Here is a 16310-nt window from a genome sequence, read left to right as displayed (position 1 = left end):
AGTTCATGGAATTCAAGGACAAGGTCGTGCTGATCACCGGCGCCAGCTCGGGCATGGGCCGCTCGGCAGCGCGCGCCTTCGCGCGTGAGGGCGCGAAGCTGGTGCTGGGCGCGCGGCGCCAGGCCGAGGGCGAAGCCCTGGTGGAGCAGCTCCGCGCACAGGGCGGCAACGCGGTGTTCGCCCGCACCGACGTGACCCGCGAGGCCGATGTGCAAGCGCTGGTGCGGCTGGCGCTGTCGCACCATGGCCGGCTGGACGTGGCCTACAACAACGCCGGCATCGAAGGCCGCGGCGCCGAGTTCGCCGAGCAGGACAACGACAACTACGACCTGGTGATGGACACCAACGTGCGCGGCGTGTTCTGGTCGATGAAGCACGAGATCCGCGCGATGTTGCAAACGGGCGGCGGTGCGATCGTCAACAACGCGTCCATGGGCAGCGAGATCGGCTTTCCGGCCCTGGCGCCGTATATCGCGAGCAAGCACGCGGTGATGGGCCTGACGCGCACCGCGGCGTTGGAGTACGTACAGCGCGGCATCCGCGTCAACGCGGTGAACCCAGGCCTGATCGACACGCCGATGCAGCGCCGCATATGGGGCGGCGATGAACAGGCACGCGCCGGCTTCACGCAGCAGACGCCGGCCGGTCGCTCCGGCTCGGCCGACGAAGTGACCGAAGCCGTGCTGTTCCTCGCTTCGCCCCGCGCCAGCTTCATCACCGGTACCGGGCTGCTGATCGACGGCGGCTACGTGGCGCGCTGAGGGCCTGTGCTGACGCTGTGCTGACGCACGCTGCCTAAGCTGACGCAGCAGGTCACCGTACTGCCCTGCAACCCGCGCCGTTGGGCCGGGCCGTTTCAGCCCTTCCACTTCAGGAGAAGCATGATGAGCCGTTCAACTCTGCCGATGACCTTTCGCGCTGCGGCGCTCGCTGTGGCAGCGAGCATGGCCACGGGGGCCTGGGCCGACGACGACGTCGGGGAACTGCGCGATGGGAAGTGGGTGCAGTGGATCTACTCGATTCCCGCCTCGGTGAACCCTAACACCGACACCACCGGCCAGCATTGCATGGTCGGCCAGAGCGGCTCGACCTGGTACCTGGCACCCCACGCCGGCGGCGGCACGGTCAGCCGCACATGCACCATTCCGCAAGGCGTCAAGCTGCAGTTCGCCGTGGCTGGCAGCAACTACGTCTACGCCCCCGGCTTCTGCGGAGATGTGTCCGGCGTCTCGGATGCCGAATTGCGAGCCATCATTGCCGGAGTGACCGACAAGTTGAGCGTCAACGTCACCCTCGATGGCGAACGCGTGAAGGCCAGGCGCGTGCGCAGCGAGGTGTTCGCCACCGCGCTGCCCACCGAGAACCTGTTTGCGCCGGTATGCGGGTCCAGTCCGGTGCCCGCCGGGATCTATCGAACGGTGGACGACACTTATTACGCTGAGATCGACAAACTGCGGCCCGGCGTGCACACGCTGCAGATGACCGCCACGAACGGCACCACGTTCAACCAGAACGTGGTGTATACGCTCACCGTGGTTCCGAAGCTCCGGCACTGAGTGCACTGAGGGGCGCTCTTCAGGCTCACCAGAGAGGTCTTCACACATGCCAGACTCAACAGCGGCTCTCGCATCCGAAGTTGATGCGCCACGCTGGAGCCTGCACTTGTGTGGCCTTCATCGGGTGATTGCGACGTCTGGCCAATGCGTGGTGCTGGAACGCCGCGACGCCGCCATGCTGGCCATGCTCGCCATCGAAGGCCCGACCGCACGGGCCCGGCTCCAAGCGCTGCTGTGGCCCGACGAGTCTGCCGAAGACGTGCGAGGCCGCCTGCGCCAGCGCATCTACGCGCTGAAACGAAAACTCGGCGTCGAGGTGATCTCGGGGTCGTCGACGCTGGCCATCACGCCAGCGCTGGCCTGGCCAGGCTTGGACGGCGAGCCGCTGGACGGGGCCTTGCTCGGCGACGACGACTATGCCGATCTGCCCGAGTTCGCTGATTGGCTGAGGGCCACACGCCTGCGCCTCCAGAGCCTGCGGCGCGAGCGCTTGGCTGGCGAAGCCTCTTTGCTGGAACGGCAAGGCCGCCTGGCCGAAGCCATCGCCTGCGCCGAACGTCTGTTGGCCCTGGAGCCGCTGCAAGAGCATGCGCACCGGCGGCTGATGCGGCTGCATTACCTGCGAGGGGACCGGGCAGCGGCGCTGCTCGCCTTTGACCACTGCGAGCGAGTGCTCAAGGACGAGGTCGGCGCCACGCCTTCGACCGAAACGCTAGCCCTGCTGGCGCAGATCGAGCGCTCGCAAGCGCTGGCAGAGCTGACGCCCCGTCGCGTCGTGCCCGTTTCGGTGCTGCGCCCGCCGCGGCTTGTGGGCCGCGATGCCGAGTGGGCCGTGTTGCAGGCCGCCTGGGAGCGCGGCGATGCGGTGGTCATCGTCGGTGAAGCCGGCATGGGCAAGACACGCCTCGTGGACGATCTGCTGCGGGCTCACGCTTCGGCACCCGGCCGTGCGCTGCAAGCGTCGGCACGTCCTGGTGACGAACAGGTGCCCTATGCCCTGCTCGGCCGCCTGCTGCGCAGCTTGCTCGCGACCCGCACCGAGGCACTGGCCGACGGCGTGCAAACGGAACTCGCGCGCTTGTTGCCGGAGTTGCCCCAACGCACGCTGACCGGCGCCAACGATGGCGGCGCGCAGGCGCGCTTCGTCGGCGCACTCGAATCCACCTTGCGCGACGCGGTGGTGGCCGGGTTGGAGGCCGTGGCGCTCGACGATCTGCACTTCGCCGACACCGCCAGCCTCGAGATGGCGCAACATCTGGCCGGTGTTCCCGGTGTGCGCTGGTTGGCCGCCTTCCGCGGCGCGGAGATCGGGCCGGCGGCGCAGGCGCTGGTCGCCACGCTGACCACCCGACTTCGTGCCGAGCCCCTCGTGCTTCAGCCTCTGACCAGGGCACAGGTGGCCGAGTTGCTCGACTCGCTGGGGCTTGCCGGCGTCGGCGCACTGGATGCCGTTGACGCAACGGACTTGGCTCATGCACTGCACGAGCGCAGCGGCGGCAACCCGTTGTTCCTGCTGGAAACGCTCAAGGCGTGGCTGTTGCAGCGCGAGCCAGATCGCGGTGGCGCGAGGGCGGTGGGCATGCTGGCGCGGCTTCCGCCAAGCGGGAGCGCTCTGCGGTTGATCGAGCGGCGCATTGGCCTGCTCTCGCGGGACGCAGTGCGCCTGGCGCGCTGTGCGGCCGTGGCAGGTCAAGACTTTTCGGTCACGCTGGCGGCACAGGTGCTCGACGTCAATCCGCTGGACCTCGCCGACGCGTGGACCGAACTCGAATCGGCCCAGGTCCTGCGCGACGGTGCCTTCGCACACGACCTGATCTTCGAGGCCGCGCGCGCATCGGTGCCGCAGCCCATCGCCCGGGCGCTGCACCGGCGCATCGCCGAGCTGATGGCGCGCGAGTGCGGTGTCGCGCCTGCTCGACTGGCCGCGCACTGGCTGGGCGCTGGCGAAGAGCTTCGCGCGGCGCCGCACCTGGCCGAAGCGGGCCGGCAGGCACTGCGTGCACTGCGCCTGCGGGAGGGCATCGACTACCTGGACCAGGCGCAAGCGATCTATGGACGGGCCGGTGACGCAGACGCCCAGTGTTGCTTGATCGACGAGCTGGTCTCCCCGGCCATGATGGCCAGCGCGTTCGACAACGTTCAGCGCCTGGTCGAGCAGGCGACGCGTAGCGCATCCAGCGATCGCCAGCGCGCGATGACCCTGCGCTGCCTGGCCTCGTTGCTGGAGCAGCGCTGCGAGTACGACCGTGCGACCGAGACCTGTCGAGAAGCGCTTGCTGCTGCACTCGCCGCCCGCGATCGCGCCTGCGAACTGGGTGCACGCGCCCTGCTGGCCCAGCTGCTGTGCGAGCGATGCCAGGCGGGGGAGGCCCTGGAGATGCTGCGGCCCATCGAGCGCTGGGTGAACGAGCACGGCTCCACGAAGCAGCAGATCGTCTATGCGGATGCGATGGCCAAAGTGCTGCAGGACGGAGGAAGCCTGGCACAGGCGCTCGATCAATGGCAGCGAGCCATCGACATCGCGCGCACCACCGGCGCCAGCCACGCGCTGCCCAACCTGCTCATGACACGCGCAACCGCGCTCATCTTCACGGGGAGGGCCCGGGAGGGACGGGATGCGATCGTCGAGGGAAGGCAACTGCTGCACGACATCCCTGAAGACTCGATGGTCCTGAGGTCCTTCACCATCCGCCTTCAAGTCATCGACAGGACGCTGGGCCACTACGCCTCGTCGTTGATGCTCGGCGAGCGGGTTCTTTCCGATCCGGCGGCTGGCCCGGCGGAGATGGAGGAGGTGCGCCTCCCGCTGGCCTTTGCCTTCTGCGACCTGGGACAACCCACCCGGGCGCGTCAACTGCTGTCACAGGCACAAGCACCGGCCGGTTCCTACATGGCCCTCTTCTGGAAGGAGGTCGGTGCTCAGGTCCCGCAGCCGGGTGCACAGCTCGACGAAGCCTGCCGCCAGGCGCTTGACGCGGCGGCCGAGGCCCTGAGCCATTGGGCGGGTAGAACCCGGCTCACCGCCTGGCGGATCCTGGCCCGCCACGGGCAGGACGAGACCGCCGTGGCGGCGGCGCGGCAGGGCGTGGAGTTCGCGTCCGCCAGCGGCATGCAAGGCCAGCAGCTTGTCTTTCAGGCCCTGCTGGCGCAGCGCCTGGCCAAGCTCGGGGACACGTCGCAGGCCGTGTGGCTGGCCAGGGACAGTTGGCGGCTGATGGCCGACTTTTGCCCTGGCCTGGTCTACCGCGGCGTGGTCTGGCGCGCGCTGATCGAGGTGCTCGAACAGCGCGACGCCGCGCTCGCCCGCACGATTGCGCACCACGCTGCAGACTGGATCTTCCGCACCGCCACGGACCATGTACCGCCGGCGTATCGCGAAAGCTTCTTGCACCGCAATCCGTTCAACGCGTTCCTGCTCGGAAAGGTGCGCGCGCGGTAGCGTGGCGCGAGCTTTGCGATGCTCCCCTACCGGGGGGACTGCGTCGGGCAAGAAGCTCCGCCCCTGCGTCGCAGCTCACCCCCGTTCGTCGTGCACCTTCACCACCACCTTCCCGAAATTGCGCCCCTGCAGCAAGCCGGCCAAGGCCTGCGGCGCCTGCTCCAGGCCATCGACGACTTCTTCACGCAGCTTCACCTGCCCGGCTGCCACCCACGCGCGCATCTCGCGTTGGAACGATTCGAAGCGCTCGCCATAGTGGTCCAGGATGATGAAACCTTGCATGCGGATGCGCTTCTGCAGCACGGTGGCCAGCAGCGGCGGCAGGCGGTCAGGGCCGGCCGGTGGCGTGGCGTCGTTGTAGTGCGCGATGAAGCCGCACACCGGCACGCGCGCGCCCAGGGTGAGCAGCGGCAGCACCGCGTCGAGCACCTCGCCGCCGACGTTCTCGAAGTACACGTCGATGCCGTCGGGGCAGGCGGCGGCCAGGTGCTCGGCGAGGTGGCCCTCGCGGCGGTCGATGCAGGCGTCGAAGCCCAGCACCTCCACCGCATGGCGGCATTTGTCCGCGCCGCCTGCGATGCCGACCACGCGCGCGCCCTTGAGCCTGGCGATCTGGCCGACCACGGCGCCCACCGCGCCGGTGGCGGCGGCCACGACCACCGTCTCTCCCGGCTTGGGCTGGCCGATGTCGAGCAGGCCCACATACGCGGTGAACCCTGGCATGCCGAGCCCACCGAGCGCGAGCGAGGGCTGCGGCATGTCGCCCAGCATCTGCAGGTCGCTGCCGTTCGACAGCGCGTAGTCCTGCCAGCCGGCCTGCGCCAGCACCAGCTCGCCAGCGGCGAACTTCGGGTGCCGTGAGGCCACCACGCGGCTCACCGTGCCGCCAACCATGGTGGCGCCCAGGGCAACCGGGGGCGCGTAGCCGGGCCCCACTTCGTCCATCAGGTTGCGCATGTACGGGTCGAGCGAGAGGTACAGCGTGCGCAGCAGCACCTGGCCGTCCTGCGGTTCGGCTACGGGCTCGGTCAGGAGCTTGAAGTCGTGCGGCGTCGGCAGCCCGCGCGGCCGGGCGGCGAGCACCATGCGGCGGTTGAGTGGGGGGTTGGCAGTCATTGGAGTCTCTCTTGATGGAATGAAGCGATTCAGGCGCGCGCACGGCGCGGCCCGTAGCGCAAGGTCAGCAGCGTGCCCAGCGTGAGCGCAGTGGCGGCGAACGCCGGGCCGCCGAGCGCGCCGACGTGGTCCACCAGCAGGCCGCCCCCGATGGCGCCGCTGGCGATGGCGATCTGGAAGGCCGCCACCAGCAGGCCGCCGGCGCCTTCCGCCTGGTCGGGCGCGGCCCGGGTGATCCAGGTCTGGAATCCGACCGGGAAAGCGCCGAAGGCAAAGCCCCACAGCGGCACCGCGGCGGCAGTCACCCAGGGCGAGCGGCCGGCCACCAACAACGCAACCGCAAGCGCGGCGATCATGGCACCGCCCAGCACCACCGCCAGGCGCTCGCTGCGCTCGGCCACGAAGCCGCCCGCGACGTTGCCGAAGAAGCCGCCGATGCCATAACCGAGCAGGATGGCGGAGATGGCGGCCACCGACAGGTGGGTCACGTCTTCCATCAGCGGCCGGATGTAGGTGAAGCCGGCGAAGTGGCCGGAGATGACCAGCAGCACGGCGAGCAACGCCACGCGCACGTCGGCCCGTGCCAGCAGCACGCCCAGCGCACGCAGGTTGGGCAGGTCGCGCGGCGGCAGCGGTGGCATGGCCAGCCACTGCGCCACGAGCGTAAGCACGCTGAGCACACCCGCGGCGACGAAGGCGCTGCGCCAGCCCCACAGGTCACCCATCGTGGCGCCCAGCGGTGCCGCGCATACCGTCGCAAAGGACACGCCGGTGAGGATGACCGACATCGCGCGCGCGAACAGCGGCCCGGGCACCAGGCGCATGGTCAGCGCCGCGGCCATCGACCAGAAGCCGCCCAGCGCCACGCCCAGCAACACGCGCGCCGCCAGTAGCACGGGCAATCTGTGTGCGGTGGCGGCCATCGCATTGCTCACCACCAGCAGCAGGGTGAGCGCCAGCACCACCGCCTTGCGGTCGAGGTTGCGCGTGAGCAGGGGGATGGACGGTGCGGCGATCGCGCCGACCAGCGCGGTGGCGGTCACCGCCTGCCCGGCTGCGCCGTCGCTGATGCCGAGGTCGCGCGCCATGGGCGTGAGCAGGCTGGCCGGCAGGAACTCCGCCGTCACCAGCCCGAAGACACCCAACGCGAGTGAAGCGACCGCCGGCCAGCGCGCGCCGGCGTGCGGGTGCGCCGCGTCACGGGGCGGTAGCGGCGACGTGTTGGCCGCGGCATCGAGGCAGGTGGAGCAGGAAGGAGAAGACATCGGGCGTGGCGATCCAACGTGGTGAACAGGGATGTCAGCTTAGGCATACGATCCCGGCGCTTCCATGCCGATACAGCCGAAATGCTTGACCGTTTGTCCGAGCCTTCCCCCTATGCCGTGCGCAGCGACCCCGACGCCCGCGACACCTTGACCGAGATCCTGCTGGGCCTGCGCCTGGATGGCGTGGAGTACGGCCGCTGCCTGCTGCGCAGCCCCTGGGGCGTGGCGTTTCCATCGCAGCGTGCGGCGCGTTTCCACTTCGTGGGCCGCGGGCAGAGCTGGCTGCGCACACCCTCCACCGAGTGGATGCAGCTGAACCCTGGCGACGCGGTGCTGCTGCCGCGCGGCAGCTTCCATGTGGTGGCCAGCTCGCCCGACGTGCCGACGGTGGACATCGACTCGCTTGCGCGGGTGGCGGTGTCGGACAACATCTACCTGGTGGACGGCGCCACGGGCAGCGAGGCGGCCGCCAGCCACGTGATGTTCTGCGGTGCATTGCGCTTCAACGTGGACCCGTTGCACCCGCTGCTGGCGATGATGCCGGAGGTGATGCGTGCGGGTGACCTGGCCCAGCGCGACCCCAGCGTGCCGGTGCTGCTGGAGGCGATGGAGCGCGAGGTGTCGCTGGACCGCATCGGCGCCTGCGGCATCCTCGCGCGCCTGGCCGACGTGCTGGCCGCCAGCATCATCCGCGCCTGGGTGGAGTGCGCCTGCAGCGACGCGACCGGCTGGATCGCCGCTGTGCGCTGCCCACGCATCGGCAAGGTGATCGCCGCGGTGCATGCCGAGCCGGAACGCGACTGGACGGTGCCCATGCTGGCCGAGCTGATGGGTGCATCACGCTCCAGCTTCACCGAGGCCTTCACCCGCACGGTCGGCGAGAGCCCGGCGAAGTACGTGGCCAAGGTGAAGATGTTCCAGGCCAGGCGCTGGATCGGCCAGGAGGGCATGCGCATTTCGGTGGCGGCCGACCGCCTGGGTTATGACTCCGAAGCCTCGTTCAGCCGGGCCTTCAAGCGCGTGATCGGCCACCCGCCGAGCGCGGCGCGTGGCCTGGGCGCGTGAGGCCGCCGGCGATTCGCGACGATCTTGTTACTCACGCTCGCTGAGCCCTCCCGCATAGATTGCCTGCACGGTGCTGCCGCCAGGCGCGCCGCCTTCAACGCAATCAATCGGAGATCAGCATCGTGGACATCGTGCACAGGGTAGGCATCAAGGCGCCCGTTTCAGCCGTTTATGAAGCGCTGTCAACCATCACCGGCCTGGCCGGCTGGTGGACCACCACCACCACCGGCCGCCCGGAGGTGGGTGGCACCATCAGCTTCCGCTTCTTCCTCGAGACCGGCGCCGAGATCGGCGGCTTCGACATGGAGGTGCTGGAGCAGGTGCGCAACGAGAAGGTGCGCTGGCGCGTCAAGGGCGGGCCGGCCGAATGGGTGGGCACCGACATCGAGTTCTTGCTCTCGCGGCAGGACGAACACACCGTGGTGATGTTCGCCCATCGCCAATGGCGCGAGGAGGTGGAGTTCACCGCGCACTGCAGCACCAAGTGGGCCACCTTCCTGCTTAGCCTGCGCGACCTGCTGGAAACCGGCCAGGGCCGGCCGGCGCCGCACGACCTGCGCATCGGCAACTGGCACTAGCCTCTGGCCGCGCGCGGCGCGTCAGCTCAAGCCCGCCTTGTCCAGCCCGAGCATCTTGTCCTTGGAGCCGGGCGGGTTGCGGAAGGCCACGTTCAATCGGTTCCAGCCGTTGATGGCCACCACGCGGAAGGTCAGCTCCGACAGCTCTTCCTCGGAGAAGTGCTCGCGGGCTTCGGCATAGGCTGCGTCCGATATGCCCGTGGGCTCGATGCGCGTGAGCGCCTCGGTCCACGCCAGTGCGGCGCGTTCCTTCGGCGTGAACAGCGGCGACTCGCGCCAGATGGCCACGTGGTGCAGCCGCAGTTCGCGCTCGCCGTGCAAGCGCGCCTGCTTGACGTGCATGTCCAGGCAGAACGCACAGCCGTTGAGTTGAGAGGCGCGGATGTCCACCAGCAGGGCCAGCGTCTCGTCCATGCGGAACGCCATGGCGAAGTCGAGGTACTTCTTGAAGAGGTCGGCCGACAGGCGGGAGTAGTCCAGGCGGGGATGGAGCGTGCTCATGGGTCGTGTCCTTCGTTGGATTGATGACGGCCGGCGGATTCGCTGGCCTTCCTGTTCAAGACGAAGCGGGCCCGCCGGTTGTGACATCGAAGGCGCACGAACCTTGGGCCTACTGCGGCAAACCTACACTGCCGGCCACGACACCCGGGCCACACGCGGGCCCGCACCATCAGGAGAGCTCATGTTCGATCACGTCAAGTTCGGCGTCAGCGACTACCCCGCGAGCAAGGCGTTTTACCTCAAGGCCCTCGAACCTCTGGGCATCACTGCGGTGACGGAGTGGCCGCCGAACGGGTGCGAGTTGAGCCACCCCGAGGGCAAGGTGTCCCTGTGCCTGTTCCAGACCGACGAGAAACCGGCGCATCTGCACATCGCGTTCGTGGCCGAGCGGCGCGAGCAGGTGGATGCCTTCCATCGCGCGGCGCTGGAGGCCGGTGCCAAGGACCATGGCGCGCCCGGCGTGCGCCCGCATTACCACGCCAACTACTACGCGGCTTTCGTGATCGGGCCGGACGGGCACAACATCGAGGCGGTCTGCCACGCACCGGGCGGCTGAGCCCGCCGGCCGATAGGCGCGGCAAGCATCCCGCACGGGACGCGGGCTACTTTGCCGGCGTGGGCGCAGGCGCGCTCTTCACCAGGCTCTGCGCACGCGCGTCGAGTTCGCTGCGCGGCGTGGTCTGCACTTCGGTCAGCAGCACCGGGCAGCGCGCCGGCACGTCGGCGCCAGCGTCCCAGCCGGCGGCGTCGTCCAGCTCGGGGCCCACGTCCAGGCGCGCCAGGCCCAGCTGGGCCGTCAGGCGCTGCATGGTGGCCAGGGTGCGCAGGCGCGCTACTTCCAGGTCGGCCAGCGCGTTGGCGTGCGCGCGGCGCGCGGTGTAGAGCTCGTTCTCGGCGTTCAGCAGGTCCAGCAGGCTGCGCTGGCCGATGTCGAACTGCTGGCGGTAGGCGTCGCGTGCCTTCTGGATGGCCAGCGCGTTGCGGTCCAGCGCTTCCACCTGCTCGGCGAGCTTGCGGGTGTCGTTGTAGGCGATGGCCGCGTTCTGGCGCACGTCGCGGCAGGCCTTGTCGCGCTGGTCGGCGGCCTGGTCCACCAGGCGGGCCTGCTGGCGGATGCGGGCCTGGTTGGCGCCGCCGTCGTAGAGGCTCCAGTTGAGCACCACCTGGGCGGTGGTGTCGTAGCGCTGGTCGGCCACGCCGTCGAAGTTGTGGCCACCGCCGCCGCGCAGGCGGGCTTCCACCCGCGGCTGCAGGGCGCTGCGGCGCTCGCTGGCCAGCTCGCGGGCGGCACGCAGGTTCTCGATGGCGGCGTTGATGGCGGCGTTGCCACGCAGGGCCGTGGCCATGGCTTCGCCGGGGCTGGCGGGCAGGGCGCCGGCCATGGACGGCACCGCGGGCAGCTTGGGCGGCGGCGCTTCGCCCACGATGCGGGCATACCGGGCGGTCACGTCGTGCAGGTTGGCCACCTCGGTGGTGAGGTTGGATTCGGCCAGCGCCAGGCGGGCGACCACCTGTTCGTTGTCCACGCCACGGCCCACGCCGGCCTTGTAGCGCGACTGGATCTGCCCCAGCGTGTAGCGGTGCTGCACGTAGTTGTCTTCGGCCAGCTCCACCAGGCGGCGGAAGCGCTGCACGTCCTGGTAGGCGCGGGCGGCCTCCAGCGCGGTTTGTTCGGTCACGTCCAGCAGCTCGAAGTAGCGCGCCAGCTTGTCGTGGCCCAGGCGCCGCAGTTCGTGCTGCAGCGCGCCGCCGTCCCACAGCAATTGGTTCAGGCTCAGCGCAGCGCCGTTGCGCTCCATGCCCTGCACGGCGGGGTTGCGGCTGGTGATGCGGTCGCGGTCGCGGCCCACGGAGGCTTCCAGGTTCACCTGGGGGCGCAGGCCGGCGCGCGCGATGTCCATCGCGTCCACCGCGGCGCGCAGCTGGTTCAGCCGGGCGCTGACTTCCGGGTTGCTGGCGATCGCCTTTTGCGCCGCAGCCTTCATGGCGTCATCGGCCGCGGTCTGCGCGGCGGCGGGCAGGGCGCCGAGCGCGAGCAGCAGCGCGGCGGCGGCAAGCGGCTTCAGGAGAACAGGGCGCATGGGCAGGAGCTTCCAGTCGAGGCCGGCGCAGTATTCCACGCAGGTTTGCGTTTCAATGGCCCAGGGTGCTACGGAGTGCTTAACTCCGCGCAATCCCTGACGAAACACACGCTTACGTGGCATGACGCCATGGGGTGTCGCTTGCCTTTTTACAACGCTGTCTTCCGAGCACCGGCGCGCTGGCTGCGCGGAGCGCTGGGCGTTGCGTTGCTGGCGGTGGCCCTGGCGCCCCTGGCCTGGGACGCGGGCCGCATGGACGCCGCCGCCAAGCGCCTGGGGCCGCGGGCGCTGGCCGGCGCCCAGGCACTGCAGCCGCTGATCGCCCAGGCTGCCGCGCTGGACGAGGCGGCCCGGTTGCCGCTGGTCAACGAGTTCTTCAACCGGCGGGTGCTGTTCCGCGACGACACCACGGTCTGGGGCCAGGTGGACTACTGGGCCAGCCCGCTGGAGACCTTGAACAAGGGCGAGGGCGATTGCGAGGACTATGCGATCGCCAAGTACTTCAGCCTGCTGGCCGCCGGCGTGCCGGTGGCCAAGCTGCGCATGGTGTACGTGCGGGCGCAGGTGGGCGGCGGTGTGCAGGCGCACATGGTGCTGGCCTACTACCCCGCGCCGGACGCGGAGCCGCTGATCCTGGACAACCTGGTGGGCGAGGTGCGCCCGGCCTCGCGCCGGCCCGACCTGGCGCCGGTGTTCAGCTTCAACAGCGAGGGGCTGTGGCAGGGCGTGGGCGGCTCCAGCGCGGGTGACCCGGTGGCGCGCCTGTCGCGCTGGCGCGAGGTGCTGGAAAAGGCCAAGGCGGAGGGCTTTCTGTGATCCACTTCAAGAACAAGGAAACACCATGTCGTTGATCCGTCAGATCTGGCTGCTGCTGCTCGCCGTGGTGCTGCTGGCGCTGGCCGGCAGCCTGAGCGTCACGGTGGTGTCCGAGCGCGACATGCTGCAGACGCAGCTGCGCCTGAAGAACAACGACAACGCCCAGGCGCTGGCGCTGGCGCTGTCCCAGCAGCATGGCGACCCGGCGCTGATGGAGCTGCTGATGGCGGCCCAGTTCGACACCGGCTTCTACCGCAGCATCAAGCTGCTGGGCGGTGACGGCAAGGTGAGGTTCGAGCGCAAGGGCACCAGCCACGCGGAGCGGGCGCCGGGCTGGTTCGTGCAACTGCTGCCGATCGAATCCACGCCCGGCGTTGGGCTGGTGTCCGATGGCTGGCGCGCGCTGGGTGCGCTGGAGGTCGTGAGCCACGTGTCCTATGCCCACGACGCCTTGTGGATCAGCGCCGTGCGCAACACGGTGTGGATGTTGGTCGTCGGGCTGGCCGCAGGCCTGCTGGGCTCGCTGGCGGTGCGCGGCATCCGCCGCCCGCTGGATGCCACGGTGGAGCAGGCGCAGGCGCTGGTGGAGGGCCGCTACGTCACCGTGCCCGAGCCCAAGGTGCCCGAGCTGCGCCGCCTCACGCGGGCCATGAACGGGATGGTGCAGCGCATGCGCGCCTTGTTCGAGGCGCAATCGGCGCAGGTGGAATCCCTGCGACGCCAGGCCCATTGCGATCCGCTCACCGGGTTGCCCCACCGGGCGCATTTCATGGAGCGGTTGGGCGCGGCGCTGCAACGGGAGGACGGCTTCGGTGGCGGCGGCCTGGTGCTGGTGCGCCTGGCCGACCTGACCGGGCTGAACCTGCTGCTGGGCCGCGACAGCACCGACCGGGCGCTGGTGCTGATTGCCCGCGCGCTGCAGACCTACCCCGAGCAGGTGCCGGACTGTTTTGTCGGCCGGCTCAACGGGTCCGACTTTGCGCTGTGCCTGCCGGCGCCCGGCATGGCGGCGGAAACCGCGCACTCGATCGCGAGCGCGCTGCAGGCCGGCCTGCACACCCTGGGCTCGGGCGTGTGCGTGCACATCGGTGCGGTGGAGATCCATCACGACCACAACCTCGGCACGGCGCTGTCCACCGCCGACATGGCACTGGCGCGGGCGGAAAGCCAGGGGCCCTTTGCGGTGGAGCTCGTCAGCGACGAAACGGTGGCGCGCGCCCGCGGCGAGCGGGCCTGGCGCTCGCAGATCGTGGAGGCGCTGGCGGCGGGCCAGACGCGGCTGATGGCCTTCCCGGTGCTGGACCGCCAGGCCCAGCTGGTGCACATCGAATGCCCGCTGCGCATGCGCCTGGACGGCGCGGGCGAGTTCGAGCCGGCCGCGCGCTGGCTGCCGCTGGCCGCGCGCAGCCGGCTCACCGCCACGGTGGACGCCCATGCGCTCGCCCTGGCGCTGAAGGCGATCGCCGAGGACGGCCGGCCGCGAGGGGTGAACATCGCCGCCTCCTCCATGGCCGAGGCCACCTTTGCCGCGCATGCGCGCACCCTGGTGAGCGCTGCGCCGCAGGCGGCGGGCAAGCTCTGGCTGGAGGTGGACGAAGGCGCGGCGCTGTCGCACTTCGAGGCGGTGCAGGAGTTCGGCCGTGCGCTGCGGCCGCTGGGCGTGCGCTTCGGCCTGGAACATGCCGGCCAGCGCCTGCACCGCATCGAGCGGCTGTACGAGCTGGGGCTGGACTACGTGAAGCTGGATGCCTCGGTGTGCCGCGGCATCGCGCGCAACGATCCCGCACGGGAGTTCGTCAAGAGCACGGTGAGCCTGCTGCGCGCGGTATCGCTGCTGGTGCAGGCTGAAGGCGTGATCGACAACGCCGACGCCGAGGCCCTGTGGGCCTGCGGCGTGGACGCGATCACCGGCCCCTGGGCCAGCGAGCGCCTGCCGCTGTAGCGCCTCTGGGCACTTCAGCCGCGCGGATGGTGGGCGGCATGCAGCGCGCGCAGCCGCTCGCGTGCCACATGGGTGTAGATGGTGGTGGTGGAAATGTCCGCGTGCCCCAGCAGCAACTGCACCGCGCGCAGGTCGGCGCCGTGGTTGAGCAGGTGGGTCGCGAACGCATGCCGCAGCGTGTGGGGCGACAGCGGTGCGGTGACGCCCGCGGCCCGCGCATGCTTCTTCAGCAGGATCCAGAACATCTGCCGCGTCATCGGCCCGCCCCGGGCGGTGACGAACAGCGCGTCGCTCTGCTGCCCTTGCAGGATGGCGGCGCGCGCCTCGGCCAGGTAGCGCTGAAGCCACTCGTGCGCCTCGCCGCCAAAGGGCACCAGGCGCTCCTTGGTGCCCTTGCCGGTCACGCGCAGCACGCCCTCGTTGAGGCTCAGGTGAACGCTGTTCAAGGTGACCAGCTCGCTCACCCGCAGGCCGCTGGCGTACATCAGCTCGATCATCGTGCGGTCGCGCAGGCCCAGCGGCGTGTCGACGGCGGGCGCCTGCAGCAGGGCTTCGACCTGCGCCTCGCTCAGCACCTTGGGTGAGCGCATCGGCTGGCGCGCGGTCAGCAGCTTCAGCGTGGGGTCGGCGGTGACCAGGCGCTCGCGCAGCGCCCAGCGGAAGTAGCGTTTGAACACCGTGAGCCGGCGGTTTGCGCTGCTGGCCTTGCTGCCCGCGTGGCGGGCGGCGATGTAGCCGCGCAGGTCGGTCTCGGTGCTGGCGTCGAGCGCGCGGGCGCTGTCGGCCGCCAGCCAGTCGGCGTAGGCCTGCAGGTCGCGCCGGTAGGCGGCCAGGGTGTTGGCCGACAGGCCGTCCTCGATCCACAGGGCGTCGAGGAAACGGTCGATGCTGGCTTGGCTGTGGTCGCGCGCGCTGGGCTGTGCCATGGAAAAGGCCGCCCGCAGGCGGCCTGATGGTGCTGGGTGGGAGAAGCTTATTCCAGCGTGAGCTTCTGCTTGGCGACGACGCCCTTGTACACGTCGTATTCGGCGCGGATCTGCGCGGCAAACTGCTCCGGCGTGTTGGCCACGATCAGCGAGCCGGTGTCCTCGATGCGCTTCTTCACGTCGGGCAGCTCCAGCGTCTTCTTGACCGCGGCGCTCACCTTGTCCACCACTTCCTTGGGCAGGCCCTTGGGGCCATAGACGCCGTAGTAGGCCATGCGGTTCACCGGCTCCAGGCCCACCTCCTTGAAGGTGGGCACGTTGGGCAGCACGGCCAGGCGCTGCGGTGCGGCCACCACGATCGGGATGAGGCGGCCGTCCTTGATGAAGGGCAGGGCCGAGGGCAGGTTGTCGAAGATCATCGGCACCTGGCCGGCCACGGTGTCATTGAGCGCGGGGCCTGCGCCGCGGTACGGGATGTGGGTGACAAAGGTGTTGGAGAGGTTCTTGAACAGCTCCATCTGCAGGTGGCCGATGCCGCCGGTGCCCGAGCTGGCATAGCTGTACTTGCCGGGGTTGGCCTTCAGCGCTGCGAGGAAGGCCTTGTAGTCCTTGGCCGGGAAGGAGGGGTGCACCGCAATCACGTTGGGCGTGGCGGCCACGTTGATGATGGGCGTGAAGTCGGTCAGCGGGTTGTACGGGATCTTGGGGTTGATCGCCGGGTTGGCCGCGGTGGTGGACACGGTGGCCATGCCGAGCGAGTAGCCATCCGGTGCGGACTTGGCGGTCTCGTTGGCGCCCAGCGAGCCGCCGCCGCCAGCCTTGTTTTCCACGATCATCGGCTGGCCCAGTGCCGGGCTGATCTTGTCGGCCACCACGCGGGCGACGATGTCAGTGGTGCCGCCGGGCGCAAAGGGCACCACCAGGCGCACCGGCTTGCTCGGGTAGGCCTGTGCGAAGGCCAGCGGGGCGGTGCCGGCCGCGGCCAGCAGGGCCAGGGCTTGAAGCGCGATTCGTCGTGTCATGGG

14 protein-coding genes are annotated in these 16310 nt (G+C 69.9%); 8 read left to right on the top strand and 6 right to left on the bottom strand.

Going from position 1 to position 16310, the window contains the following annotated elements; translation table 11 throughout:
* Positions 1–5: 5 nt before the first annotated feature.
* The 3 genes from VPH43_RS12605 (at position 6) to VPH43_RS12595 (ending at position 4995) form a co-directional block, all read left to right on the top strand.
* Complete coding sequence (locus VPH43_RS12605) at positions 6–761, top strand: glucose 1-dehydrogenase (RefSeq protein WP_328578054.1); 756 nt, start codon at positions 6–8, stop codon at positions 759–761.
* 120 nt (positions 762–881) lie between these two features.
* Positions 882–1556, top strand: coding sequence for a hypothetical protein (locus VPH43_RS12600; RefSeq protein ID WP_328578053.1), 675 nt, complete (start codon positions 882–884; stop codon positions 1554–1556).
* Positions 1557–1707: 151 nt separating this feature from the next.
* Entirely contained in the window at positions 1708–4995 is a 3288-nt protein-coding gene (locus VPH43_RS12595; protein WP_328578052.1) for an ATP-binding protein, read from the top strand.
* Positions 4996–5070: 75 nt separating this feature from the next.
* Here the strand turns inward: VPH43_RS12595 and VPH43_RS12590 are convergent, their stop codons facing one another.
* Positions 5071–6111: an NADP-dependent oxidoreductase gene (locus VPH43_RS12590; protein WP_328578051.1), complete on the bottom strand. Its 1041-nt coding sequence runs from the start codon at positions 6109–6111 to the stop codon at positions 5071–5073.
* 29 nt (positions 6112–6140) lie between these two features.
* Positions 6141–7376: an MFS transporter gene (locus VPH43_RS12585; protein ID WP_328578050.1), complete on the bottom strand. Its 1236-nt coding sequence runs from the start codon at positions 7374–7376 to the stop codon at positions 6141–6143.
* Positions 7377–7457: 81 nt separating this feature from the next.
* Between VPH43_RS12585 and VPH43_RS12580 the strand changes: the two genes are divergently transcribed.
* Both VPH43_RS12580 and VPH43_RS12575 read left to right on the top strand, forming a co-directional pair.
* Entirely contained in the window at positions 7458–8441 is a 984-nt protein-coding gene (locus VPH43_RS12580; protein WP_328578049.1) for an AraC family transcriptional regulator, read from the top strand.
* A 122-nt stretch (positions 8442–8563) separates the two neighbouring features.
* On the top strand, positions 8564–9019 hold the full coding sequence (locus tag VPH43_RS12575; protein ID WP_328578048.1) for an SRPBCC family protein: 456 nt from the start codon (positions 8564–8566) through the stop codon (positions 9017–9019).
* 21 nt (positions 9020–9040) lie between these two features.
* Here the strand turns inward: VPH43_RS12575 and VPH43_RS12570 are convergent, their stop codons facing one another.
* Positions 9041–9520 carry a carboxymuconolactone decarboxylase family protein gene (locus tag VPH43_RS12570; RefSeq protein ID WP_328578047.1) on the bottom strand — a complete coding sequence of 160 codons (480 nt, stop codon included), beginning with the start codon at positions 9518–9520 and terminating at the stop codon, positions 9041–9043.
* 181 nt (positions 9521–9701) lie between these two features.
* Here VPH43_RS12570 and VPH43_RS12565 point away from each other — a divergent pair, with 181 nt between their 5' ends.
* Entirely contained in the window at positions 9702–10076 is a 375-nt protein-coding gene (locus VPH43_RS12565) for a VOC family protein (protein ID WP_328578046.1), read from the top strand.
* Between the two features lie 46 nt (positions 10077–10122).
* Here VPH43_RS12565 and VPH43_RS12560 read toward each other — a convergent pair whose 3' ends face one another.
* Complete coding sequence (locus tag VPH43_RS12560; protein ID WP_328578045.1) at positions 10123–11601, bottom strand: TolC family outer membrane protein; 1479 nt, start codon at positions 11599–11601, stop codon at positions 10123–10125.
* 141 nt (positions 11602–11742) lie between these two features.
* On the opposite strand from VPH43_RS12560, the gene VPH43_RS12555 reads away from it, so the two are divergent.
* Both VPH43_RS12555 and VPH43_RS12550 read left to right on the top strand, forming a co-directional pair.
* Positions 11743–12417 carry a transglutaminase-like cysteine peptidase gene (locus VPH43_RS12555; protein WP_328578044.1) on the top strand — a complete coding sequence of 225 codons (675 nt, stop codon included), beginning with the start codon at positions 11743–11745 and terminating at the stop codon, positions 12415–12417.
* Positions 12418–12442: 25 nt separating this feature from the next.
* The gene (locus tag VPH43_RS12550; RefSeq protein WP_328578043.1) at positions 12443–14359 is read left to right on the top strand and encodes a bifunctional diguanylate cyclase/phosphodiesterase; all 1917 of its coding nucleotides are present in this window, start codon (positions 12443–12445) and stop codon (positions 14357–14359) included.
* Between the two features lie 14 nt (positions 14360–14373).
* Here the strand turns inward: VPH43_RS12550 and xerD are convergent, their stop codons facing one another.
* Together xerD and VPH43_RS12540 are read right to left on the bottom strand one after the other, a co-directional pair.
* Positions 14374–15285, bottom strand: coding sequence for a site-specific tyrosine recombinase XerD (xerD, locus tag VPH43_RS12545; RefSeq protein WP_328578042.1), 912 nt, complete (start codon positions 15283–15285; stop codon positions 14374–14376).
* 47 nt (positions 15286–15332) lie between these two features.
* Positions 15333–16307 carry a tripartite tricarboxylate transporter substrate binding protein BugE gene (locus VPH43_RS12540; RefSeq protein ID WP_328578041.1) on the bottom strand — a complete coding sequence of 325 codons (975 nt, stop codon included), beginning with the start codon at positions 16305–16307 and terminating at the stop codon, positions 15333–15335.
* Between the last annotated feature and the right edge of the window lie 3 nt (positions 16308–16310).

This window comes from Ideonella sp. BN130291, assembly GCF_036231905.1.
Taxonomy (GTDB): Bacteria; Pseudomonadota; Gammaproteobacteria; order Burkholderiales; family Burkholderiaceae_C; genus CAMLIZ01.
This window is presented reverse-complemented; position numbering and strand designations above follow the sequence as displayed.

What these genes read in the sequence shown, in the direction of transcription:
- VPH43_RS12560 (WP_328578045.1), bottom strand. Translation starts at nt 11,601, where the DNA reads ATGCGCCCTGTTCTCCTGAAGCCGCTTGCCGCCGCCGCGCTGCTGCTC.
- VPH43_RS12590 (WP_328578051.1), bottom strand. Translation starts at nt 6,111, where the DNA reads ATGACTGCCAACCCCCCACTCAACCGCCGCATGGTGCTCGCCGCCCGG.
- VPH43_RS12585 (WP_328578050.1), bottom strand. Translation starts at nt 7,376, where the DNA reads ATGTCTTCTCCTTCCTGCTCCACCTGCCTCGATGCCGCGGCCAACACG.
- VPH43_RS12600 (WP_328578053.1), top strand. Translation starts at nt 882, where the DNA reads ATGATGAGCCGTTCAACTCTGCCGATGACCTTTCGCGCTGCGGCGCTC.
- VPH43_RS12580 (WP_328578049.1), top strand. Translation starts at nt 7,458, where the DNA reads ATGCTTGACCGTTTGTCCGAGCCTTCCCCCTATGCCGTGCGCAGCGAC.
- VPH43_RS12540 (WP_328578041.1), bottom strand. Translation starts at nt 16,307, where the DNA reads ATGACACGACGAATCGCGCTTCAAGCCCTGGCCCTGCTGGCCGCGGCC.
- xerD (WP_328578042.1), bottom strand. Translation starts at nt 15,285, where the DNA reads ATGGCACAGCCCAGCGCGCGCGACCACAGCCAAGCCAGCATCGACCGT.
- VPH43_RS12570 (WP_328578047.1), bottom strand. Translation starts at nt 9,520, where the DNA reads ATGAGCACGCTCCATCCCCGCCTGGACTACTCCCGCCTGTCGGCCGAC.
- VPH43_RS12565 (WP_328578046.1), top strand. Translation starts at nt 9,702, where the DNA reads ATGTTCGATCACGTCAAGTTCGGCGTCAGCGACTACCCCGCGAGCAAG.
- VPH43_RS12605 (WP_328578054.1), top strand. Translation starts at nt 6, where the DNA reads ATGGAATTCAAGGACAAGGTCGTGCTGATCACCGGCGCCAGCTCGGGC.
- VPH43_RS12550 (WP_328578043.1), top strand. Translation starts at nt 12,443, where the DNA reads ATGTCGTTGATCCGTCAGATCTGGCTGCTGCTGCTCGCCGTGGTGCTG.